The organism is Microbacterium sp. NPDC056569 (assembly GCF_042793475.1).
Classification (GTDB): domain Bacteria; phylum Actinomycetota; class Actinomycetes; order Actinomycetales; family Microbacteriaceae; genus Microbacterium.
Map to the genome: position 1 here is coordinate 367,009 of NZ_JBHTUV010000002.1, position 21,887 is coordinate 388,895.

The 21,887-nt window shown below is 70.9% G+C and carries 23 protein-coding genes; 10 read left to right on the top strand and 13 right to left on the bottom strand.

The window, feature by feature from the left end:
* The first annotated feature begins 27 nt into the window (after positions 1-27).
* Positions 28-828, top strand: coding sequence for a DUF1206 domain-containing protein (locus tag ACFQ7C_RS04065; RefSeq protein WP_378898182.1), 801 nt, complete (start codon positions 28-30; stop codon positions 826-828).
* 31 nt (positions 829-859) lie between these two features.
* Here ACFQ7C_RS04065 and ACFQ7C_RS04070 read toward each other — a convergent pair whose 3' ends face one another.
* Positions 860-1,627: a patatin-like phospholipase family protein gene (locus tag ACFQ7C_RS04070; RefSeq protein ID WP_378898184.1), complete on the bottom strand. Its 768-nt coding sequence runs from the start codon at positions 1,625-1,627 to the stop codon at positions 860-862.
* 156 nt (positions 1,628-1,783) lie between these two features.
* Here ACFQ7C_RS04070 and ACFQ7C_RS04075 point away from each other — a divergent pair, with 156 nt between their 5' ends.
* The gene (locus ACFQ7C_RS04075; RefSeq protein WP_378898186.1) at positions 1,784-2,968 is read left to right on the top strand and encodes an aminotransferase class I/II-fold pyridoxal phosphate-dependent enzyme; all 1,185 of its coding nucleotides are present in this window, start codon (positions 1,784-1,786) and stop codon (positions 2,966-2,968) included.
* A 28-nt stretch (positions 2,969-2,996) separates the two neighbouring features.
* Here ACFQ7C_RS04075 and ACFQ7C_RS04080 read toward each other — a convergent pair whose 3' ends face one another.
* The gene (locus ACFQ7C_RS04080) at positions 2,997-3,749 is read right to left on the bottom strand and encodes an EI24 domain-containing protein (RefSeq protein WP_378898188.1); all 753 of its coding nucleotides are present in this window, start codon (positions 3,747-3,749) and stop codon (positions 2,997-2,999) included.
* Positions 3,750-3,848: 99 nt separating this feature from the next.
* On the opposite strand from ACFQ7C_RS04080, the gene ACFQ7C_RS04085 reads away from it, so the two are divergent.
* A complete protein-coding gene (locus ACFQ7C_RS04085; RefSeq protein ID WP_378898190.1) occupies positions 3,849-4,145 on the top strand; it encodes a hypothetical protein in 297 nt (98 codons plus the stop codon).
* Between the two features lie 8 nt (positions 4,146-4,153).
* Here the strand turns inward: ACFQ7C_RS04085 and ACFQ7C_RS04090 are convergent, their stop codons facing one another.
* Positions 4,154-4,633: a MarR family winged helix-turn-helix transcriptional regulator gene (locus ACFQ7C_RS04090; RefSeq protein WP_378898192.1), complete on the bottom strand. Its 480-nt coding sequence runs from the start codon at positions 4,631-4,633 to the stop codon at positions 4,154-4,156.
* Between the two features lie 195 nt (positions 4,634-4,828).
* Here ACFQ7C_RS04090 and ACFQ7C_RS04095 point away from each other — a divergent pair, with 195 nt between their 5' ends.
* Entirely contained in the window at positions 4,829-5,176 is a 348-nt protein-coding gene (locus tag ACFQ7C_RS04095) for a hypothetical protein (protein ID WP_378898194.1), read from the top strand.
* Between the two features lie 128 nt (positions 5,177-5,304).
* A complete protein-coding gene (locus tag ACFQ7C_RS04100; RefSeq protein ID WP_378898196.1) occupies positions 5,305-6,270 on the top strand; it encodes a TIGR03885 family FMN-dependent LLM class oxidoreductase in 966 nt (321 codons plus the stop codon).
* Positions 6,271-6,294: 24 nt separating this feature from the next.
* Here the strand turns inward: ACFQ7C_RS04100 and ACFQ7C_RS04105 are convergent, their stop codons facing one another.
* The gene (locus ACFQ7C_RS04105; RefSeq protein WP_378898198.1) at positions 6,295-6,708 is read right to left on the bottom strand and encodes a CBS domain-containing protein; all 414 of its coding nucleotides are present in this window, start codon (positions 6,706-6,708) and stop codon (positions 6,295-6,297) included.
* Positions 6,709-6,841: 133 nt separating this feature from the next.
* Here ACFQ7C_RS04105 and ACFQ7C_RS04110 point away from each other — a divergent pair, with 133 nt between their 5' ends.
* The 3 genes from ACFQ7C_RS04110 (at position 6,842) to ACFQ7C_RS04120 (ending at position 8,411) form a co-directional block, all read left to right on the top strand.
* Complete coding sequence (locus ACFQ7C_RS04110) at positions 6,842-7,681, top strand: DNA-formamidopyrimidine glycosylase family protein (RefSeq protein ID WP_378898200.1); 840 nt, start codon at positions 6,842-6,844, stop codon at positions 7,679-7,681.
* A gap of 63 nt (positions 7,682-7,744) precedes the next feature.
* Entirely contained in the window at positions 7,745-7,867 is a 123-nt protein-coding gene (locus ACFQ7C_RS04115) for a hypothetical protein (protein ID WP_378898202.1), read from the top strand.
* A 34-nt stretch (positions 7,868-7,901) separates the two neighbouring features.
* On the top strand, positions 7,902-8,411 hold the full coding sequence (locus ACFQ7C_RS04120; RefSeq protein WP_378898204.1) for a hypothetical protein: 510 nt from the start codon (positions 7,902-7,904) through the stop codon (positions 8,409-8,411).
* Here the strand turns inward: ACFQ7C_RS04120 and ACFQ7C_RS04125 are convergent.
* The 3 genes from ACFQ7C_RS04125 to ACFQ7C_RS04135 form a co-directional block, all read right to left on the bottom strand.
* On the bottom strand, positions 8,398-8,997 hold the full coding sequence (locus tag ACFQ7C_RS04125) for a carboxymuconolactone decarboxylase family protein (protein ID WP_378898206.1): 600 nt from the start codon (positions 8,995-8,997) through the stop codon (positions 8,398-8,400). The two genes, ACFQ7C_RS04120 and ACFQ7C_RS04125, sit on opposite strands and share 14 nt — an antisense overlap.
* Before the next feature lie 90 nt (positions 8,998-9,087).
* Positions 9,088-10,617 (bottom strand): DHA2 family efflux MFS transporter permease subunit, encoded by a 1,530-nt coding sequence (locus ACFQ7C_RS04130; RefSeq protein WP_378898208.1) that lies wholly within the window; start codon positions 10,615-10,617, stop codon positions 9,088-9,090.
* A 133-nt stretch (positions 10,618-10,750) separates the two neighbouring features.
* Positions 10,751-10,960, bottom strand: a complete 210-nt coding sequence (locus ACFQ7C_RS04135) for a hypothetical protein (RefSeq protein ID WP_378898210.1) — start codon at positions 10,958-10,960, stop codon at positions 10,751-10,753.
* 47 nt (positions 10,961-11,007) lie between these two features.
* Between ACFQ7C_RS04135 and ACFQ7C_RS04140 the strand changes: the two genes are divergently transcribed.
* Entirely contained in the window at positions 11,008-13,020 is a 2,013-nt protein-coding gene (locus ACFQ7C_RS04140) for an ABC transporter ATP-binding protein (RefSeq protein WP_378898285.1), read from the top strand.
* A gap of 27 nt (positions 13,021-13,047) precedes the next feature.
* On the opposite strand, the gene ACFQ7C_RS04145 is transcribed toward ACFQ7C_RS04140, so the two are convergent.
* The 6 genes from ACFQ7C_RS04145 to ACFQ7C_RS04170 all read right to left on the bottom strand — a co-directional run bounded on the left by ACFQ7C_RS04145 (position 13,048) and on the right by ACFQ7C_RS04170 (position 19,938).
* On the bottom strand, positions 13,048-14,001 hold the full coding sequence (locus ACFQ7C_RS04145; protein ID WP_378898212.1) for a glycosyltransferase family 2 protein: 954 nt from the start codon (positions 13,999-14,001) through the stop codon (positions 13,048-13,050).
* 74 nt (positions 14,002-14,075) lie between these two features.
* Positions 14,076-15,230, bottom strand: a complete 1,155-nt coding sequence (locus ACFQ7C_RS04150; protein WP_378898286.1) for a cysteine desulfurase family protein — start codon at positions 15,228-15,230, stop codon at positions 14,076-14,078.
* 25 nt (positions 15,231-15,255) lie between these two features.
* Positions 15,256-16,113, bottom strand: coding sequence for a carboxylating nicotinate-nucleotide diphosphorylase (gene nadC / locus ACFQ7C_RS04155; protein WP_378898214.1), 858 nt, complete (start codon positions 16,111-16,113; stop codon positions 15,256-15,258).
* A complete protein-coding gene (gene nadB, locus ACFQ7C_RS04160) occupies positions 16,107-17,828 on the bottom strand; it encodes an L-aspartate oxidase (protein WP_378898216.1) in 1,722 nt (573 codons plus the stop codon). Before nadB ends, nadC begins: the two co-directional genes overlap by 7 nt.
* On the bottom strand, positions 17,825-19,177 hold the full coding sequence (gene nadA, locus ACFQ7C_RS04165; protein WP_378898218.1) for a quinolinate synthase NadA: 1,353 nt from the start codon (positions 19,175-19,177) through the stop codon (positions 17,825-17,827). Before nadA ends, nadB begins: the two co-directional genes overlap by 4 nt.
* A 23-nt stretch (positions 19,178-19,200) precedes the next feature.
* Positions 19,201-19,938 carry an NUDIX domain-containing protein gene (locus ACFQ7C_RS04170; RefSeq protein WP_378898220.1) on the bottom strand — a complete coding sequence of 246 codons (738 nt, stop codon included), beginning with the start codon at positions 19,936-19,938 and terminating at the stop codon, positions 19,201-19,203.
* A gap of 260 nt (positions 19,939-20,198) precedes the next feature.
* Here ACFQ7C_RS04170 and ACFQ7C_RS04175 point away from each other — a divergent pair, with 260 nt between their 5' ends.
* Entirely contained in the window at positions 20,199-21,875 is a 1,677-nt protein-coding gene (locus tag ACFQ7C_RS04175) for an ABC transporter substrate-binding protein (RefSeq protein WP_378898222.1), read from the top strand.
* The last annotated feature ends 12 nt before the right edge of the window (positions 21,876-21,887 follow it).

Here is a 21,887-nt window from a genome sequence, read left to right on the forward strand (position 1 = left end):
GGCGATCGCCGGAGATACGCTTCGCGGATGACCACTGCGAAGAGTGCGGCGCGGGCCGCGACCGACTCACCCGTCTTCCGGACGATCGCCCGCGTCGGCTATGTCGTGCTCGGCATCGTGCACATCGTCATCGGAGCGATCGCGATATCGGTCGCCACCGGCGGCGCGGGCGAGGCGGACCAGGGCGGTGCCATGGAGAAGATCCGCGACACACCCGCGGGAGTGATCCTCCTCTGGGCGATCGTCGTGGGGCTCGCGGCGCTCGCCGTCTGGCAGATCGCCGAGGCCTTTCTGGAGCGCGACCCCGACACCAAGAAGAAGTGGGGGTACCGCCTCAAGTACGCGGGCACCGCCGTCGCGTACCTCGCGATCGCGTTCACGGCGCTCGTGTATGCGCTCGGCGGGCGCTCGGACTCCTCCCAGTCCTCGCAGTCCCTGAGCGCGCGGCTGATGGACAGTCCCGGCGGCCTGCTCGTGCTCGTCCTCGTCGGGCTCATCGTGCTCGCCATCGGCATCGCGTTCGTCGTGCGCGGCTTCACCCGCGCCTTCGAGAAGCGCCTCGACCTGCCCTCGGGTGTCGCCCGCAAGGGCATCGTGACGTTCGGCGTGGTGGGCTATGTCGCGAAGGGGATCGCCGTCGCCGTGGCGGGCATGCTCTTCGTCGTGGCCGCCTTCACGCACGATCCGGAGGCGGCGGGCGGACTGGATGCCGGCCTCCACGCCCTTGCCGAACTGCCGCTCGGGTCGGTCATCCTGTGGGTGGTCGCCGCCGGACTGATGATCTACGGCGTCTTCTGCTTCGCGCGCGCCCGCTACGCGCGGATGTGAGTCACGCCGACGCGGACATCACGCGGCGGCGTCAGTTCGACCCGACGACGTCGGCGGTCCGCTCGCGCGGGGGCGCAGCATCCAATGCCGCCGTCGCCGCCCGCCGCCCCTCGGCGATGAGACGCGGGACGTCGGTCATCCGCCACTGCGCCATGCCCTCCATCTCGGGCTGGATCAGCACGACCGACGGGTCGGCGACGAGATCGGCCGTGCGGCTGACCGTGCGCATCATGCGGACGTTCTCCCACTTCGCATGCAGCCGCACCACGATCACCCGCGTGGCGCCGAGGGCGCGCGCCGCGGCGACGGGCACGTTGTCGATCATGCCGCCGTCCGCGAGCAGCGCGTCGCCACGGCGGATCGGAGGAAGCAGGCCCGGCACGGCGACGGTCGCGCGAAGCGCGGCGCTCAGCGGGCCTTCGTCGAGGATGATCCCGCGCCGCGTGCGCAGATCGGTGGCGTAGGCGGCGAAGCGCCGGGGGAGGTGCTCGATGTGCGGGTCCTCGCCGAGGGCGCGCGGGACGGCATCGACGATGGGCGTCGTGTCGAGCAGTCCCCAGCGCGGTGTCAGCGACCATTGCGCGATCGCGCTCCAGCGGAAGGATCGTGCGGCGCGCTCGATGGCGTGCGGCCCCAGCCCCGCGGCGTATGCGGCGGCCACGAGCGCTCCCGAGCTCGTGCCGGTCGCGATCCCGGGGCGGATGCCCCGCTCCGCCAGCACCTGCAGCACGCCGACGTGGGCGGCCCCGAATGCGCCGCCACCGCCCAGTACGAGCCCCAGCTCAGGGTCGTCGATCACGTGGTCCTCCGCTCGTCGCGCCCCGGCGACGGTAGCACCCCGCAGATGGGCAACGACTGTGGACGAGCGCGGCAGCGAGGGTGATTGACGTGCCACCCGTCAGTTGGGATCCTGGGCGGGATCACGGATCGGCACTGGGGGCGAGAGGTGACTGCCATGGCGATGTCGACACGGGCGACGGCGGCGAAGGCCGCAGTGGACGTCGTCGCCTCCTACTTCTCGCGCATGCAGGTCGTCGCGTCCGACCCTGAGGCGCTCGTCTTCGCGTTCGGCAATCCGCACGAGATGGCTCTGCCGGGCCTGCCGGCCGCCATCCGGAGGCACGCGGAGCCGAGGTCCGTCGACTGGTTCGCGTACAAGAGCAGCGAGCGGTCCGCGCAGGAGGTCGTGGCGGCGGGGCTGACCGGCGAGCTGGGACTGGACTTCGCACCCGAGGACATCGCCATGACGCAGGGTGCGTTCGGTGCGATCTCGCTCGCGTTCGCGCTCCTGGCAGATGCGGGCGACGAGGTCGTGATCCCGGTGCCCGGCTGGTTCTGCTACGTGCCCATGCTGCACGCGGCGGACCTCGTCCCGGTCGGCGTGGAACTCGCCCCCGCGACCTTCGACCTCGACGTCGACGCGATCGCGCGGGCGATCACTCCCCGCACGAGGTTCGTCGTCGTGAACTCGCCGGCGAACCCGACCGGCCGTGTCTATCCGCGATCGACGTGGGAGGCGCTCGCGGTGGTGCTCGAGGAGGCGTCACGCGCCCAGGGCCGCCGCATCTGGCTCATGTCGGACGAGCCGTACCGCCGCATCCGGTTCGACGGGATCGAGTTCACGAGCCCCGCCGCGTTCTATCCGTGGACGGTGATCGACTACAGCTACGGCAAGGTGCTGCTCGCCCCGGGCGCGCGGCTGGGGTACCTCGCGCTGTCCCCGCTGCTCCCGGCGGCGGAGCGGGAGGAACTGCGCGCGGCTCTCTTCCCCCTCGGGCTCGCCATCGGGTGGGGGTTCCCCGACGCGGTCATGCAGTACTCCGTGCCGGAGCTCGAGACCCTCTCGATCGACATGGCCGAGCTGACGCGCAAGCGCGACCGCATGTACGGCGCCCTCACGGACGCCGGCTATGAGCTCACCCGGCCGGAGGGCACCTTCTACCTGTGGGGGAAGGCACCCGGACGCGACGCCCAGGCGTTCTGCGACGCCCTGGAGGATCGGGGCGTGTACGTGATGCCCGGCTCCCTGTTCGAGCAGCCTCATCACTTCCGGATCTCGCTGACCGCGACGATGACGACGATCGAGCGGGCGATCCCGCACCTCGTCGAGTACATCGCGGACCGCGTCAGGACCGACTGACACGGATGCTGCGCCCCGAGCCCTCAGATCACGCCTGAGCCCGCGCCGCCGGCGGAGCAGGATCGAGCAGCGACCGCGCGAGCAGCGTGGCTCCCGCCACCGCCGCCGGCATCGTCGCGACCGCCCCGAGCGGCACCAGGAAGCAGAGCTGGGTCGCGACGCCGAAGCCGAGCACGCGTGCGCGTCGGCGGCGCAGCAGCTCTTTGCGGGCGCGCCTCGTGAGCCCTCGGGCGGTCAGCGCGCGCGAGCTCAGCTCGTCGGCGATCAGCCACCCGGTGAATACCACCGCGAAGAGGGTGCTCGCCACGCCGCCGACCACCGGGATCAGGCCGATCAGCGCCGCGAGCAGCGCGACGCCCACGCCGCGGGCGATGAGCGAGAGCCCGTCGGCGACGGACCGCCAGAACCCGTAGTCGGACGCGAACTGCGGGGTGCCGGCTTCGGTCTCGACCGCCTTCCAGATCCGCTCGTAGAACGGCTCGCCCACCAGCAGCGTGAGCGCCGTGAACGAGACGGCGACGAGCACGAGGGCAGCACCGAGGAGCGCGGTGCCCACCGCGATGCGGAAGACGGTGGCCCACACGCCCGGCCAGCGGTCGGCGAACGGCGTCATCGCATCGGTGAGCGCCGGGAGGGATGCGCTCAGCGCGATGAGCCCTGCGAGGAACAGCAGGCCGACGATCGCGGCGGGAACGAGGCCGAGCGTCATGAGACCCGGCCTTCGCCGCCATTGCGCGAAGCCGCGGCCGAGCATCCCGACTCCTCCGATGAACTCCCGCATCTGATTCAGCCTAGGACGCCCTCGGCACCGCGTCGTGTACGCAGATCGCTCGCCCGCCGTCAAGCCCCTCTGCACGGCGTCCTGCGGCGAGGATCTTGAATGATGACCCGCGATGAGGCGCGCGGTCCCGCCGAGGAGGTCGTCATGCTCGAGACATCGATTCCCGCAGTCCGGACCCGCCGCCCCGAGCTGCTATGGGTGGGGTCGGGAGCGTGGGTGGCCTGCGACCCCTCGGTCGATGCCACGGATCCGCACCGCGCCGTCGCGTACCTCGAGTGCAAGGACGACCGCGTCTATGTCCTGTGGGTCGCCGGCAGCGGCGGCGTGTGCGAATTCGAATCGATCAGCGAGGCGCTCGAGCAGATCGCGCAGCGACTCGCGCCCGCAGCGATCTGACCCCGTCGTCACCTCGCGGGGATCGCGGTCTCCGAGACCATCGCGAGAACGTCCTCGAGGAAGCTGGCGACGATGCGGGCTTCGTCGGTGGGCAGCTCCGAAGCGAGGCCCCGCAGCTGCATCGTGAGCGGGTCGAGATGATCGGGGTCGATGTTCCGGTCGAACGGCCGGATGAGCTTCTTCCGCCGGTCGTGCGGGTGACCCTCGACGACGACGAGTCCCCGCGCCACCAGACGGTCGATGAGTGCGGTGCCCGACGCGGGGGAGAGGTGGAGCGCTCTCACGATCATGGAAGGCGTGACGTCCCGGGTGTCGACCCGCTCGAGCAGGTAGCGCATCGCGGCGCGGTCCGTCTCGTTCATGCCGGTCTGCTGCTCACGCCGACGGGCGAGCTTCACCTCAGCGAGCCGGAGTCGTTCGAGGACGCCTGCCACGTCGGGTCGATGTCCATCGGTCGCCTGCGTCGACGGCATCGTGCTGTCCGCCACGAGTGCACTCCCTCGTCCGGCCCCCGCCCGAGGGTACGGCGGAGGGATTCGTTTCATTCGACCACAAAACTCTCGCGAGCGAAACCTTCAGGTCGTGAAACTTCATCGCCTGAACATTAGAATAATGAAATTCTCATTATCGAAAAGTTCGAGAGTGAACTATCATGGGAACACGCCTCCGAAAGGAGCATTCCCATGGCTGAACTCGTCTATGGTCCCGAGGGCACTCCCATCTCCATACCGGAGCACGTCCTCGTTCACGTCAAGCTGGTCGTCACCACGAAGCTGCGCCGCAACGAGAGCTTCATGATGTCGTGGCGCCACGCCGACGGCTCAGGGCGCTCGTCCGTCTGGCTGGAACCGTCGATCCCGCTGCGCTTCACGTTCGACAGCGTCGAGGAGCCCCGGATCGACCACGCTCTGCTGTCCCGGCTGGCTGCGGAGGCGAGCTCCAACGCCGGCCTCATCCTCGAACTCGACGACATCCACCTGCTGGCTCCGCCCGTGACCTCGGCGCCCGCGCTCGAGGAGTCGGCGGCGTAGGACGCGCGACCCGCTGCGTGAACCTGCCCATCGCCCGACGCCGCGCGCGGGAACGCACCCGCTAGCACGTCGATCCTGCGCCCGCAACGACATGGGCGGTTCGCCGACCGCCGCGCAGGCTGGGGTGCATGGTCTTCCTCGGCTATCACGCCTCCCACGAACAGCTCCCGCCTTCGCGCCTGCTCGCCGCCGTCCAGGAGGCCGAACGCTCCGGCTTCGACGGTGCGATGTGCTCCGACCACTTCGCGCCGTGGGGACTGGCACAAGGGGAGTCCGCGCACGCCTGGAGCTGGCTCGGCGCGGCGATGGCGACCACCGGCTTCCCGATGGGTGTGGTCACGGCACCCGGCCAGCGCTACCACCCGGCGATCTCGGCGCAGGCCATGGCGACACTCGCGGAAATGTTCCCGGGGCGTTTCTGGTGTGCGCTCGGCAGCGGCGAGGCGCTCAACGAGCACGTGACGGGCGACGCCTGGCCGCCGAAGCCGCGGCGGGAGGAGCGCCTCGAGGAGGTCGTCGATGTGATCCGCCGCCTGCACGCGGGTGAGCGCGTCGACCACGACGGGCTCGTCAGGGTGCACGACGCCCGGCTCTGGTCGCGTCCGGCCGATCCACCGCGGCTCCGCGCGGCCGCGGCGTCGGAGCCGACGGCCGCCTGGGCCGCATCGTGGGCCGACGGCCTCATCACGGTGGGGCACGATCCCGACGAGATCCGCGCGATCATCGCGGCCTACCGCGATGCCGGGGGCCGCGGCCCGTGCGCGGTGCAGGTGCACGTGAGCCTCGCCGATTCGGACCACGAGGCCCGGCGCATCGCCGCCGAGCAGTGGCGGCAGGCGACCGTGCCTGCGGAGCTCATGTGGGATCTCATGCAACCCGAGGACTTCGACCGCCTCGCCGACCCCGGCGATGTCGAGGCGCTCGAACACGGCGTGCTCATCGCGTCCGACGTCGACGGGGCTGCGGCGCGACTGGCGGCCGTGGCGGAGGCCGGTGCGGACGAGCTCTTCCTCCACGGGGTCGGCCAGGACCAGGAGGACTTCCTGGGCCGGGCACGCGGCGGACTGCTCGACGCGGTGAGGCGGCTCGCCTGACGAGCCGCCTTCGCGCCGTCACGCTCAGGACGAGATCTGTGCGACGGCCTCTCCGGCCTCGGCCGGCGCGAGCGACAGCGCCACGTCGGCCTGACTGATGATCCCGACCAGCTCGTGGTCCTCGATGACGGGCACACGGCGGATCTGGTGCCGCTTCATCACCTCGAGCACAGCCTCGATGTCGTCTTCGGCGCCCACGGTCACGGGCTTGCCCTCGCCGAGGCTGCCTGCGGTCGTCGATGCGGGATCCCCGCCCTCGGCGACGCACTTCAGCACGATGTCGCGATCGGTGAGCATCCCCTTCAGCTTCTTGTCGTCGCCGCAGATGGGCAGCGCTCCGACGTCGAGCGACGCCATGAGTCGAGCGGCGTCCACGAGGGTCTCGTTCTCGCCCACGCAGCGCGGGGCAGTGGTCATGATGTCCCTGGCAGTGGTCATCGGTCCTCTCCTTCCGGTTACCCGGTCGCCGGCGACGGTACGCGCGAGACCCCCGACCACCGAGGGGGTTGACACCCCGCCCGCGCACGCGTGACAACACCGGAGTGCCGGCGGCCGGTGGCAGGATGGGGCCATGCCTGAGTCGCCGGAGGTCGAGGCTCTCGCGCGGTTCCTCGCTGACGAGGCATCGGGCCGGGAGATCCGCGGAGTCGATGTGCTCGAATTCCGCGCCGTCAAGACGCGCGCAGCACCCCCGGCGAGCATCGCCGGGCGCACGATCACCGGCGCACGGCGCCACGGCAAGCACGTGGAGATCGTGCTGGACGAGGCGAGCCTCGTCGTGTCACTCGGTCGCCACGGATGGATGCGGTGGCTCGATGCCGCGCCGGGTGAGGAGGACGTCGCGCTCGGTGCCGACACACCGCCGGCTCTCGCGACGTTCGAGCTGTCGGGCGACAACGACCTGCAGGTGACGGATGCCGGCAGCTGGGTCTCGCTCGGGCTGTTCGTGGTCGAAGGCGCCGGCGACGTGCCTGCGATCGCGAAGCTGGGTCCCGATCCCGCCGACCCCGCGTTCACCCGCGAGCAGTTCGACACGGCTGTGGGCGGGCGTCGGAAGCAGATCAAGGCGATCCTGCAGGAGCAGGAGTCGCTCGCCGGCATCGGCAACGCGTACTCCGACGAGATCCTGCACCTCGCGAAGGTGTCGCCGGTGACCCACGCCGCCGCGCTCGACCCAGGCGCCGCCGACCGGCTGTTCGATGCGACGCTGACCACGGTGCGCGGGGCGATCGAGGCACGGCTCGGGGTGCCGATCGATCAGCTCAAGGCGCAGAAGGTGGCCGCGATGCGCGTGCACGGACGCACGGGTGAAGCCTGCCCGGTGTGCGGCGACACGGTCCGCGACCTGACGTTCTCGGGAACGTCTGCGCAGTACTGCCCGACCTGCCAGAACAGGGGAGTGCCGCTCTGAACGGCGGCGCCTCCGCAGGCTCAGGCCGCCGTGGTCGCCCTTCCCGTGGGTAGCATGGACCCCATGACGACTTCGCAGCAGCCTGCCCCGATCACCCTCGCACCCGTCCCCGACGAGAAGAACCTCCTCACGGTCGTCGACTCCGCCGGTTCGTGCTGCGGCGGCGGCAGCTGCAGCATCGACTGACCCGCCGCTCCGCTCGCACCACGACGCGCCGGCGATGACCGACGAACAGCTTCACATCACGCCGCGGGTCGGCCGCATCCTCATGTCGGAGGAGGCGATCTACGGCCTGATCCTCGTCTCGGGGATGATCGTCGTGAGCGGCTCCTCGACCGGCACCTCGGTCGACGCACTCATCACGGTTTCGGTGACGGTGATCGTGTTCTTCGCCGCCCACGTCTTCGCCGGGACGCTGGGACGCCTGGCGGCCACCGACGGCAAGGCGGGACTGCGCGCGAGCCTGCGGGCCTCGGCTCGTCAATCCGGAGGCATGCTCCTCGCCTCGGTGCCGCCGCTCGCCATCCTGCTGCTCGGCACGACGCGCATCATCGAGGACAGCACCGCCCTCTGGGTCGCTCTGATCGTCAACACCGTGCTGCTCGGGACGCTGGGCTGGATCGCGGTCGCGCGCTGGAGCACCCACTGGTTCCCGCGCATCCTGAGCGCCGTCATCACGGCCGCGTTCGGCGGGGTGCTCATCCTCCTCAAAGCGGTCATCCACCACTGATGCCGCGCGCGGCCTGGGCCGGCGCGAGCAGAGCCGACACCAGTGCCGGGCTGAGGCCCGGCACGTCGTCGACCGGCACCGCCAGGGCGAGCAGCGCGCGGCTGAAGTAGTTGCGCACGGCGGCGGCGAGCGTGATGTCGACGATCTGGCGATCACTGAACCCGAGGTCGCGCAGGCGCTGGGTGTCGGCGTCGGTCATGGCCGCAGCATCCGTCGAGAGCTTCTCGGAGTAGGCGACCACCGCCATGTCGGTCTCGTCGAGGCCGGCGCCCGCGCCGTCGCGCGCGAGGCGTGCCAGCTGGTCCTCATCGAGGATCCCAGCTCGCAGGCTCTTGCGGCCGTGGGCGAGCAGGCAGTGGTCCGACCCGATCGCGCGCGCGGCGCCGAGCGTTGCGAGCTCGTAGTTGCGCAGGCCGATCGACGGCACGATGGTCCGGATCAGCGCCTCGAAGGCCTGGTGCGCCTCGGGATTGATCGCCATCGCACGCGTGTGCCCGAAGACGAAGCCGTCTCCGCGGAGGTCGTCGTCGTACATCTCGGCGACGTGGCCGGTGGCTCCGTCGATCTCCGGAGTGCTCACGATCATGGTGCCGCCTTCCCTCGGGTCCTGGGCGCATCCAGAATCGCGGATGCCCCACCCCTTGTCGAGGGGCGGGGCATCCGGGTGATACCTGGGTCAGTGACCGCCGGGCGCGCCGATCGGTGCGTCGGCCGGCTTGCGGATGAGGAACGCGCCGACCAGGAGGGGCAGCGAGAGGACCGCGGCCGTGAGGAAAGCGGCGTGCGTGCCGGCCGCGCCGGCGGCGGTCGCGTCGGCGCCCGATGACGTCGCGGCCGAGGATGCGGCGGCCATGACGCCGAACATGAGCGCGATGCCCGCGGCACCGGCGACCTGCTGGGCGGTGCCGACGACCGCGGAGCCGTAGGAGTAGAACTTCGGCTGGAGCGAGGCGAGCGACGCCGTGAAGAGCGGCGTGAACGACAGCGCGAGGCCGAACGACAGGATCGTCTGCGCCACGGCGATGAGCCACACCGGCGTCGCCGCGCCGAAGGTCGTGTAGAACCACAGCATGGCGCTGGTGATCACCGCACCCGGGATCAGCAGCACCGTGGTGCCCCAGCGGTCGTAGATGCGGCCGATCACGGGGCCTGCGAGACCCATCGCCAGAGCGCCGGGCAGGACGACGAGCCCGGCGGTGAGCGGGTCGACGCCGACGACATCCTGGAGGTAGAGCGGCACCACCGTGATCGCGCCGAAGAACGCCATCGACATGATGGCCATCTGCGCGATCGACAGCGAGAAGTTGGCGCTGCGGAACACGCGCAGGTCGAGCAGCGCGTCGTCCTTGCGCTGCAGCACGACCTGGCGCCAGCCGAACACGCCGAGCGCCACCACGCCGACCGCCAGCGACACGATGAGCGTGGTGGTCGAAGCGGCGGCGGCGGCCGCCGCTTCTGCTCCGCCGCCGTGCCCGCCCGCGCCCAGCTGGCTCAGGCCGAACACCAGGCCGCCGAAGCCGAGTGCCGACAGGATGACCGAGGGCACGTCGATGGGGGCATGCGTGGTCTCGCCGAGGTTGTGGATCCAGCGCGCGCCGACGACCAGCGCCACGATCGCGATCGGCAGGACGATGCCGAAGATCCAGCGCCACTCGAAGCTGTTGAGGATCGCCCCCGCGAGAGTCGGGCCGATCGCCGGGGCGAGCGAGATCACGATGCTGACGCGCCCCATCATGCGGCCGCGGATGGCCGCGGGGACCACGGTCATGAGCGTCGTCATCAGCAGCGGCATCATGATCGCGGTGCCTGACGCCTGCACGACCCGTGCGACGAGCAGCATCGGGAAGCCGGGCGACAGGAACGCGATGAGCGTTCCCGCCGAGAACAGGCTCATCGCGGCGACGAACATCGTGCGGGTGGTGAAACGGCGCAGGAGGAAGCCGGTGATCGGGATGATCACGGCCATCGTCAGCATGAACGCCGTCGTCAGCCACTGCGCCGCAAGCGCGGTGATGCCGAGGTCCGTGATGAGGTGCGGGATCGCGACGCCCATCGTGGTCTCGTTGAGGATGGCGACGAACGCGGCGGCGAGCAGCAGCCAGATGACGCGGCTCTCTTCGGGGCGCAGCTTGGGCGCCGCGCCCGAGGCGATTTTCGGAACAGCGGGGACGCTGCCGGTTCCGGGTGTCGTTTCGATGGCGGCCATAGGTCGTCTCCTCGAGGCTCGGATGGACAGCGAGGTGCCACCCGAGGATGGCAAGCCTTCAAGATAACCACAGGTTCCGACATCCCATTCCCGCTTCAGGAACGGGATGCCGGTGATCAGGGGAGCCGCGAGGTCAGCGGCCGGAGCCCGCGGGCTCTTCGTCGTCCCACTTCTCGGAGCCGATCGCGTCGGTCGGCTCCGCCTCGGGCTCGCGCTCCTCCAGGTTCTTCGGGAGCGGGTTCACGATCTCCTCGTGCGGGATCGCCTGCAGGGCGTCGATCTCTGCGCGGAGCTCCGCGAGGTCGCTGCCGTCGTGCTCGGGGAGGTCGGGCGTGGAGGTCATGCCACGAGCCTAGCGTCGGCGGCGCTGATTAGGCTGGCCACGTGAGCATGCGCGGCGGTGGGGGCGGGGGAGGACACCCGGGCTTCCGGCCGGTGGACACAGAGGCGCAGCGGCGCGCGAACGCCGAGGCGCCCGAGATCCCGAATCTCGGGCGGCGTGTGGTCGCGCTCTTCCGGCCGTACAAATGGTCCATCCTGATCACCGGCGTGCTCGTGGTCGCGGGCGCGGGCATCGCCGTCATCCCGCCGCTGCTCGTCCAGCGGGTCTTCGACGACGCGCTCTTCCCCGTCGACGGATCGCCGCCCGATCTCTCCCTTCTGTGGAAGCTCGTGCTCGCGATGATCGCGCTCTTCCTGCTCTCGGCGGCGCTCGGCGTGGTGCAGACGTGGCTCACGTCGACAGTCGGCAACCGGGTGACCGGCGACCTGCGGGTGAAGCTGTTCGACCACCTGCAGTCGATGGAGCTCGGCTTCTTCACGCGCACCAAGACCGGCGTCATCCAGTCGCGCCTGCAGAACGATGTGGGCGGTGTCTCGGGGGTGCTCACGAACACCGTGACGAGCATCCTCGGCAACACGGTGACCGTCGTCGCCTCGCTCGTCGCCATGATCCTCATCGACTGGCGGCTCACGATCATCGCCGTCGTTCTCATGCCGTTCCTGATCCTGGTGCAGCGCCGTGTGGGCCAGGTGCGCGCGCGCATCGCCGGCGAGACGCAGGAGTCGCTGTCGGAGCTCACCGCCATCACGCAGGAGACGCTGAGCGTCTCGGGCATCCTGCTGTCGAAGTCCTTCAACCGCCAGCGCACGGAGTCCGCGCGGTACGCCGACGAGAACGTCAACCAGGTGCGGCTGCAGGTGCGGCGCGCCATGAGCGGCCAGGGCTTCTTCGCCGTCGTCCAGGTGATCATGGCGAGCGTGCCGGCGATCATCTACCTGGTGTCGGGCTACCTGATCGGCGGCGGCACCGATGCCATCACCGCGGGCACGATCGTCGCCTTCACCACGGTGCAGGCGCGCCTGCTGATGCCGCTGATGGGTCTCATGCGCGTCTCGCTCGACCTGCAGACGTCGTCGGCGCTGTTCGCCCGCATCTTCGAGTACCTCGACCTCGTGCCGGCCATCCGCGACGCGCCGGACGCGATCCACGTCGCGGATGCGCGAGGGCCGCTCGGCCGCGTGGAGTTCCGCGACGTGGTGTTCCGCTACCCGGATGCCGCGGCAGACGCCCGCGCGACGCTCCAGGGCGTCTCGTTCACCGCCGAGCCCGGTCAGCACGTCGCGTTCGTCGGGCCTTCGGGCGCCGGCAAGACGACCGTGCTGTATCTGACGCCCCGCCTGTACGAGGCGTCCAGCGGTTCCGTGCTGTTCGCCGGCGAGGACGTGCGCCGCCTCAGCCAGGAGTCGATCGTCGACAACGTCGGCATCGTCTCGCAGGAGACGTACCTCTTCCACGCCACGATCCGCGAGAACCTGCGCTACGCGAAGCCCGATGCGACCGACGCCGAGATCGAGGCCGCCTGCCTCGCGGCGAACATCCATCACGTGGTCCAGCGCTTTGAGAAGGGCTACGACACCGTCGTCGGCGAGCGCGGGTACCGGCTGTCGGGCGGCGAGAAGCAGCGCATCGCGATCGCGCGCGTGCTCCTCAAGGACCCGCCGGTGCTGCTGCTGGATGAGGCGACGTCGGCCCTCGACACCGTGTCGGAGCGGGTCGTGCAGGAGGCGCTGGATGCCGCGGCACGCGGGCGCACCACACTGTCGATCGCGCACCGTCTGTCGACCGTGATCGCGGCCGACGTCATCCACGTCGTCGAAGCCGGGCGCATCGTCGAGTCGGGTACGCACGCCTCGCTGCTCGCGGAAGGCGGGCTCTACGCCGAGCTCGCCGCGCAGCAGCTCGCGACGACCCGGATCCTCGAGGCCGAGGACTCCGAGCCGCCCGCCGACCACCCCGGTCGCCGGGCCGACACCGCACCGGATGCGGCCGTCATCACCGCCGAGGAAGTCCTCGCGGCCGGTCGCGGCAGCGTCGGCGATCCGGAGTGGCGCGAGGACTGATCGCGTCCGGGCGATGTGCGGACGGCGTCACCACAGGCGCGCGGCGGCGAGCGCCGTCGCGGCGGGCTCAGACAGGGCGACCCCGTCGGCGCGCGACCACAGCGTGCGCGCGAACGCGCCGAGCTCGCGCCGATAGGCGTGGTCGGTGTGGTCGCGCGCGAGGTCGACGAGCGGCGGCAGGTCCATCGCCAGGATGAGGCGGACGCGGGATGCCGCGGCCCGTGGCCGGCCGGCGGCATCCAGCACTGCGATGCCTCCGCTGAGCGCTTCGAGGTAGTCGCGGAGCACGGGGAGCTCGCCCTTGTGCTGGGTGATCGAGGAACCGTCGGCGCGCTCGCGCCACTCGACGACGACGTCGGGGATGACATCGAAGGCGCGGGCGCGCGTGTACATCTGCTGCGCCACGATCTGGTCCTCGTACGCCTTGCCGACGGGGAACCGCAGCCCGGTGCGCCGCCACAGATCGGTGCGGCTCACCTTCGACCACGCGACGATGTTGCCGGAGGCCTCAGGGTGCTCCTCGAGGGTGGTGCCGATGCGCGCGGGGTCGGTCGCGGCGGCGACCCAGGGCTGCACGCTGCCGGCCTCGTAGCCGCCGGCGCTGTCCGGGCGCAGCCGCACGTACGCGCCGAGCGCGAAGTCGCTGCCGCTGGCGGCGACCGTGCCGACGAGCCGCTCGAGGGCGGTGGGCGTGAGGCGGTCGTCGGCATCGAGGAACCCGACGAACGGGGTGCGGACGAGGTCGAGGGCGGTGTTGCGCGCTGCGCCCAGCCCGCTGTGCTCGCCGTGATGCACCACCTGGAACCGCTCGTCGGCGGCGGCCGCGGCGTCGAACAGGGCACCGGTCGCGTCCGTCGAGGCGTCGTCGACGAGGATCGCGACCCAGTCATCACGCGTCTGCGCGCGCAGCGAGTCGAGCGCCTCGGCGGCATAGAGGGCCACGTCGTAGCCAGGGACGATGACGGTCACGGCGGGGGGCACGTCCCGATCCTACGGTCGCCCCGCACGGCACGGCTCCGGCGAGGACGGGTATGACGCCCTGTCTCGCGGCGAGGTCAGCCGCCCGGCGCGCACACCGCGGCGACCGACGCCTCGATCGCGTCGGCCACCGCATCCAGCGGTGCGTTCAGCCATCGCGGGAAGGTGAACCGCACCGCGGTCTGCGCGACCTCCGGGGCGATGCCCATGGCGAGCAGCACGTGCGAGGGCTCGTCGCTGCCCGCGGCGCACGCCGATCCGCTCGACGACACGACACCGCGCCGCTCGAGTTCGAGGAGCACGGCTTCGCCGCTCGTCCCCGCGAACGTGAAGCTGGCGGTGCCCGCGAGGCGGTGGACCGGGTCGCCCGTCAGCCGGGCCGACGGCACCTGCTCGAGGACGCGGGCGATGAAGCGGTCGCGGATGGACGACACGCGAGCGGATGCCTCGACCCGCTCCGCTTCGGCGAGCTCCAGGGCCGTGGCGAACCCGACGGCGCCCGCGACGTCCTCGGTCCCGCTGCGGCGGCCGCGTTCCTGCCCGCCGCCGTGCAGCAGGGGCTCGATCGGGATGCGGCCGCGGATGCCGAGCACGCCCGTGCCCTTCGGCGCGCCCAGCTTGTGTCCGGCGAGGGAGATCGCGTCGTATCCGAGCTCGTCGGCCGACAGCGTGAGCCACCCCGCGGCCTGGACCGCGTCGAGATGGAGCGGGACGCGCCGCTCGCGGACGACGGCGGCCAGGGCCGCAGCATCCTGGACCGTCCCGACCTCGTTGTTGGCGTACCCGATGCTCACGAGCGCCGTGTCGTCGCGCAGGCTGTGGGCGACAGCATCCGCCGACACCCGCGCGTGCTCGTCGACGGGCACGCGGGTCGCAGCGAACCCGTGCACGCGCTCGAGGTAGCCGACCGACTCGAGCACCGACTCGTGCTCGACGGGCGTCGTCACGACGTGTGCGCGACGGTCTTCGCGACGCAGCGCCGCGGCGATCGCGATGCCCTTGATCGCGAGGTTGTCGGCCTCGGTCCCGCCGGAGGTGAAGACGATGTCGCCGGCGCGCAGGCCGAGCACGCGGGCGACGCGTGAGCGTGCGTCGGTGAGCGCGTCGGCCGCCGCCTCGCCCACCGTGTGATGGCTCGACGCGTTGCCGTACCAGCGGGTGAGGTACGGCATCATCGCCTCGAGCACCTCGGGACGGACCGGGGTGGTCGCGGCATTGTCGAGGTAGAGCATGCTCATCGGGTGCTCCCTGGGCGGGTCAGGCGGCGTCGATCCGCACGTCGAGCCCCAGATCGAGGGCGCGGGCGGAGTGCGTGAGGGCGCCGACCGAGATGACGTCGACGCCGGTCTCGGCGATCGCGCGCACGGTCTCGAGCGAGACCCCGCCGGATGCCTCGACCGTCGCGCGGCCCGCCACCTGGGCGACGCCCGCACGGAGGTCGTCGAGCGAGAAGTTGTCGAGCATGATCGTGCCGATGCCGGCGGCGAGCACCGGCTCGATCTGCTCGAGCCGGTCGACCTCGACCTCGATGTGCGTCGTGTGGGGGAGGAGATCCTTGGCCGCGAGCAGCGCCGCGGTGGGAGGAACCCCCTTCTGCGCCAGCACGGCGAGGTGGTTGTCCTTGGCCATGACCGCGTCCGACAGGGAGTGGCGATGGTTGCGTCCGCCGCCGTCGCGCACGGCCTGGCGCTCGAACGCCCGCAGCCCCGGCGTCGTCTTGCGCGTGTCGGCGATGCGGGCGCCGGTGTGCACGACCTCGGCGACGTAGGCGCCGGTGAGCGTCGCGATCCCCGACATGCGCTGCACGAAGTTGAGGCCGATCCGCTCGGCCGTGAGCACGCCGCGCGCAGGACCCGTCACGACGGCGAGGACGGCGCCCGGTTCGAACCACTCGCCGTCCTCGACGACGAGCTCGACGTCGATCGTGGGGTCGGTGAGGCGGAACGCCGCCTCGAACACCTCGCCGCCGGAGAACACGCCGCGCTCGCGCGCCACCAGCTCGGCACGGGCGACGGCGTTCTCGGGGATCAGCGCCTCGCTGGTGAGGTCGCCCCACGGCGCGTCCTCTTCGAGGGCGGCGGCGACGGCCCGGTCGATCACGGCGCGGGTCAGCATGCGACGGGCTCCTTCGAGGGGTCGGTGGCGTGGGCGCGCGCGGCAGCGCTAGCGCTGCGAGCTGCGGCGAGAAGGGCGGGAGCCTCCGCAGGCGTCCCGTCCGAGCGGAAGTGCGCGCCGACCGATTCGCGGCGGGCGAGTGCGGCCGCGACGAGGTGCTCCGCGACGAGCAGCAGGTTCTCGTCCTCGAGCTCGTGCTCGGTCACCGGCGTGCGCTGCTGCGCCCGCCAGGCAGCGATGACGGATGCCGCGTGCCCGAGGCCCGCCTCGTCTCGCACGAGTCCGGCGTCGTCCCAGAGGAGCTGCTGCAGCGCTGCGCGGGAGAACGCTGGCGCGTCGACGCGCGCCGGCGCCCCCGGGGACCATGACTCTTCCTGCTCCCCTGTCACGATCTGCCAGGGCGAAGGGCTCTCCGTGACAGGGGAGCGGTCGGACGCTCCGGCAGGGGTGCCGCCGGCGGCGACGGGCCAGATTCCGGATGCCGCGTCCTCGGCGATGCCATCGCCCGCACGTGCGCCGAACACGGCGCCCTCGAGCAGCGAGTTGGAGGCGAGACGATTGGCGCCGTGCACGCCGGTGCGGGCGACCTCGCCCACCGCGTAGAGGCCGGGGAGGGTGGTCCGGCCGAACAGGTCGGTGCGGACGCCGCCCATGAGGTAATGCGCGGCCGGGGTCACCGGGATCGGCGCGCGCGCCCAATCGAGGCCGCGCTCGCGCACGGCGCGGTCGATGGTGGGGAATCGGCGGGCGAGGAACGCCGCGCGCTCCTCGGTGTCGTCCGAGTGGATGCGCGTCGCATCCAGGAAGACCGGCCGCCCGTCCTGGAGCTCCATCTGCTGGGCGATCGCTCGGGCGACCACGTCGCGCGGAGCCAGTTCGCCGTCGGGATGCGCGTCGAACGCGAACCGGCGCCCGTGCTCGTCGATCAGCGTCGCACCCTCGCCTCGCACCGCCTCCGACACGAGGAACGAGTCACGCACCGCCAGGCCGGCGGCGTCAGCCCTGCCTTCCAGCACGGTCGGGTGGAACTGGAAGAACTCGAGGTCGGCGACCGCGGCTCCGGCCCGGATCCCCGCGGCGATTCCGTCGCCGGTCGCCACCTCGGGGTTCGTCGAGTGGGAGTAGAGCTCGCCGGCGCCGCCGGTGGCGAGCACGACCGCGTCCGCCTCGATGATCTCGCGGCGGCCGGCCGCCGCATCCGTTTCGCCGACCAGCAGTTCCACCCCGGTGACGCGACCGTCCGTCACCACGAGGTCGATGAGGAACGCGTGCTCGACGACGGCGACGTCGCTCGCGTGCAGGCGCGCGACGAGCGCCTTCTCGATCGCGGTGCCGGTGGCGTCGCCACCGGCGTGGAGGATGCGCGGGTACGAGTGCGCGGCCTCGAGGCCCTTGACGAACCCGCCCGTGTCGTCGCGGTCGAACGCGACGCCGAGGTCGATCAGCTCGCGGATGCGTGCGGGCCCCTCCTCGACCAGCACCCGGACCGCCGCCGGGTCGCCGAGACCGGCGCCCGCGACCAGCGTGTCGCGCAGGTGGTCGTCGGCGCGGTCGTCGTCGAACATGACGCCGGCGATGCCGCCCTGGGCGAACCGGGTGTTGGCGTGCTCGAGCACATCCTTGGTGACGAGGGTCACCCGGCAGCCGCGCTCGACGGCGTGCAGCGCGGTGAGGAGCCCCGCGATGCCCGAGCCGATCACGACGGCGCGGGTCATGACGCGTTCTCCCACGCGGCCGCGGGAGCTGCCGGGGGCTTGGCCGCCAGCATCCGTTCCAGGGCCACGCGAGCCGGAGCCGCGACCGAGTCCGGCACGGTGATGCGGTTGCGCACCTCGCCCGCGACGAGGCCCTCGAGCACCCACGCGAGGTAGCCGGGGTGGATGCGGTACATCGTCGAGCAGGGGCAGACGACCGGGTCGAGACAGAAGATCGTGTGCTGCGGGTGGTCCGCGGCGAGACGCTGCACGAGATTCACCTCCGTGCCGATCGCGAACGTCGTGGGCTCGGTGGCGGCCTCGATCGCCTTGCGGATGTAGTCGGTCGAGCCCGCCTCGTCCGCGGCGTCGACGACCTCCATCGGGCACTCCGGGTGCACGATGACCCGCACGCCCGGGTGCTCGGCGCGCGCCTTGTCGATCTGGTCGACGGAGAAGCGGCGGTGCACGGAGCAGAAGCCGTGCCACAGGATGACGCGGGCGTCGGCGAGCTGGTCGACGGATGCCCCGCCCAGCGGCTTGCGCGGATTCCACATCGGCATCTGCTCGAGCGGGACGCCCATCGCCTTCGCCGTGTTGCGACCGAGGTGCTGGTCGGGGAAGAACAGCACGCGGCGTCCGCGCTGGAACGCCCACTCCAGCACCGTCCGCGCGTTCGACGACGTGCAGACGATGCCGCCGTGCCGGCCGACGAAGCCCTTGATCGCGGCAGAGGAGTTCATGTACGTCACGGGGATGACGGGCACGAGGCCGTCAGCATCCGTCTCGTCCATGTCGCCGTAGACCTCGGCGAGCTGCTCCCAGCACTCCTCGACCTGGTCGATGTCGGCCATGTCGGCCATCGAGCAGCCGGCGGCGAGGTTCGGGAGGATCACGGCCTGCTCGGGACGCGACAGCAGGTCCGCGGTCTCGGCCATGAAGTGCACGCCGCAGAACACGATCGCCTCGGCGTCGGGGTGCTCGAGGGCGGCGTTGGCGAGCTGGAAAGAGTCGCCCACGTAGTCGGCGTGCACGACGACCTCTTCGCGCTGGTAGAAGTGCCCGAGCACGACGACGCGGTCGCCGAGGTTCGCCTTCGCAGCGCGGATGCGCCGGTCGAGCTCGGCCTCGGACGCGTCGCGGTACTCGAGGGGCAGCTCGCCCTGACGCGGCGCCCCGGTCGGGATGACGTCGCCCATCGACGAGCCGGGGCCGTAGCCGGGACGCGTGTCGAAGTCCCAGGGGCCGGCGGCGAGGTCGGTGTTGCAGGTCTCGCCGACCGCGGCGCCGGCGACGATCGCCTGGATGGCGTGGTCGACGGACGCATCGAGCGCCGGCGGCGGCTGGAGGGTGATGTTGACGGCAGGCATGTCGGGCGCTCCGTTCGGGTGATTCAGTGGCGGGTGTCGAGCGGGCCGCGGTCGGCGAGCTCGACGTCCTGGTTGTAGCGGTAGAGCCGCGCGGGTCGGTGGCTTCCGGTGCGGAAGCGGTCGGTGGGGATGAGGGTGCCGGAGTTCTCGACCTGGCGACGGAAGTTCGCGGGGTCCAGGCGCCGGCCGAGGATCGCCTCGTACACCTCGCGCAGGTCGGCGAGCGTGAACTCGTCGGCGAGGAGCCCGTGCGCGATGCGGCTGTAGCCGACCTTGTTGCGCAGGCGCCACAGCGCGTAGTCGACGATCTGGTTGTGATCGAAGGCGAGCTCGGGGAGGGCGGCCGCATCGAACCACTGGACGTTCTCTATAGCCAGATCGGGCTCGGAGTCGTCGGCGGTGATCTCGTCCGCGCGCAGCAGAGCCCAGTACACGATCGACACGACGCGTGTCGGCGAGCGGTCCACCGCGCCGAACGCGTACAGCTGCTCGAGATAGCTCGGTGCCAGCCCGGTCGTCTCCGCGAGGGTGCGGGATGCTGCGGCATCCAGTCCTTCCCTCGCGTCGAGCCATCCGCCGGGAAGCGCCCACTGGCCCTCGTGAGGGTCGCGCGTGCGGCGCACGAGAGGCAGCACGACCTGGACGGCGTCGCTGCCGGGGAGCCGGCGCAGCGAGAAGATCACGGTCGACACCGCCACGCGGATCGCGTCGGTGTCGGCCGGAGTGCCGGGGGAGCGGGGGTCAGGTGCTGTTCTGGTCATAGTGACTCTAACTGTCGGTTCGATCATAGTGTCACTCTGACCAGAAGCCAAACCTCCGCCGTAACACGTGCCCTCGCGACGTCCGCACGAGCGAACCGTTGCCAAGACGTGACGTGCGCAGCGCGTTCTGAGGGTGCGCAGGGACGGGAATGTTTGTTAGGTTTACGTTCAAACATTTGTTAAGGCTCAGTACTTAATGAATGCACCGGGTGCCCGCGCACTCCTCCCTGCAATGCCGCACGAGAGAGAAAGAACCAACGATGATTCGAAACGCGAAGCGCCGAGGGGCGCTCATCGCCGTCGCCGGGGCAGCGATCCTCGGTCTCGGCCTGTCGGGCTGCGCCAGTGGCGGTGGCGACGACAGCGGCGATTCCGACGGCCGCACGCTGCGGGTCTGGGCCGGCAGCCAGACCCCCATCGAGGCGAACTTCAACCCCTTCTCGCCGAGCGTCCTGCACGCTGCGCTCGGCCCGATCTACGAGCCGCTGTTCTTCTACAACAAGACCGCGGACGACGCACCCGCCCCGATGCTCGGTGAGAGCTTCGAGTACAACGAGGACGGCACCGTCATCACGGTGAAGCTCAAGGACGGCGTGAAGTGGAACGACGGTGAGGACTTCACCGCCGAGGACGCCGCCTTCACGTTCAACTACGAGCCCAACCACCGCGACGGTCTGATCTCCGCCGAGGCGACCGACGACACGACGGTGGTGCTGACCTACGAGACGCCGCAGTTCACGAACGAGTTCCAGATCCTCGGCACCACGTGGATGCTCCCCGAGCACATCTGGTCGGAGGTCGACGACTACACCACATTCACCGACGAGGAGCCGGTCGGCACCGGTCCGTACACCGTCGACAAGGTGACGGATGCCTCGTACACCGTCGTCGCGAACGAGAACTTCCGCGACGAGGGCGTCCCCGCCATCAAGAAGGTGCAGTACATCGGCATCGACGCGAACCAGTCCGCCCAGGACCTGCTCACCGCGGGCGAGCTCGACTGGACCGGCATGTTCGTGCCGAACCCCGACTCGGTGACGTCGAACGGCGTCATCAGCATGCTGAACACCCCGCAGGACCCGACCGTGCTCTACACCTGCTCGAACGCGGAGCTGGGCTGCGAGGGGCCGCAGACCGACCTGGCCGTGCGCCAGGCGCTCAACGTCGCGATCGACCGCGGCACCATCAAGGAGAAGGCGTTCGTCGGCCTGACCGGTGACATCTCGCCGACCTTCGCCCTGCTGCCGCGCGACCAGAAGTGGGTCGCCGACCCGGCCAACGAGGTCAGCCCGCAGTCGCCCGACGCCGCTGCCGCCGGCGCGATCCTGGAGGCCGCCGGCTACGCCAAGGGCGGCGACGGCTTCTACGGCAAGGACGGCGCCCCGATCGAGCTGAGCCTCATCTCGGTCGACGGCTGGACCGACTACAACGACGCGGCCAAGCTCATCAGCGAGCAGGCCGCGGAGGCCGGCATCAAGGTCAACGCCTCGACGGTGCAGTGGCAGGAGTTCTCGGACGCGCGCCAGACCGGCGAGTACCAGCTGATCATGGGCGGCGTCATCGGCACCTCGGTCGCCGACCCGTTCCAGATCTACAAGGACTGGTTCGCCGGCGAGTCCACCTCGCAGGTCGGCGAGGAGGTCCCCGCGGGCCGCTGGAACTTCAGCCGCTACGACAACCCGATCGTGAACGAGGCCGTTGCCGCGGCCGCCGCCACGAACGACGAGGCCGCGAAGCAGCAGGCGTACGCCACGCTGCAGACCGAGATCGTGCGCGACCTGCCGTACATCCCGCTGGTGATCAACGCCACCCAGACGTTCTTCAACACGAAGGACTTCACGGGCTGGCCGACGGAGGACGACCTGTACGCCTTCCCGCCCGCGTGGGGCTCGGTGGCGGCCGGCTACGTCCTCCAGCACCTGGAGCCGGTGAAGTAATGCGGAACCGGG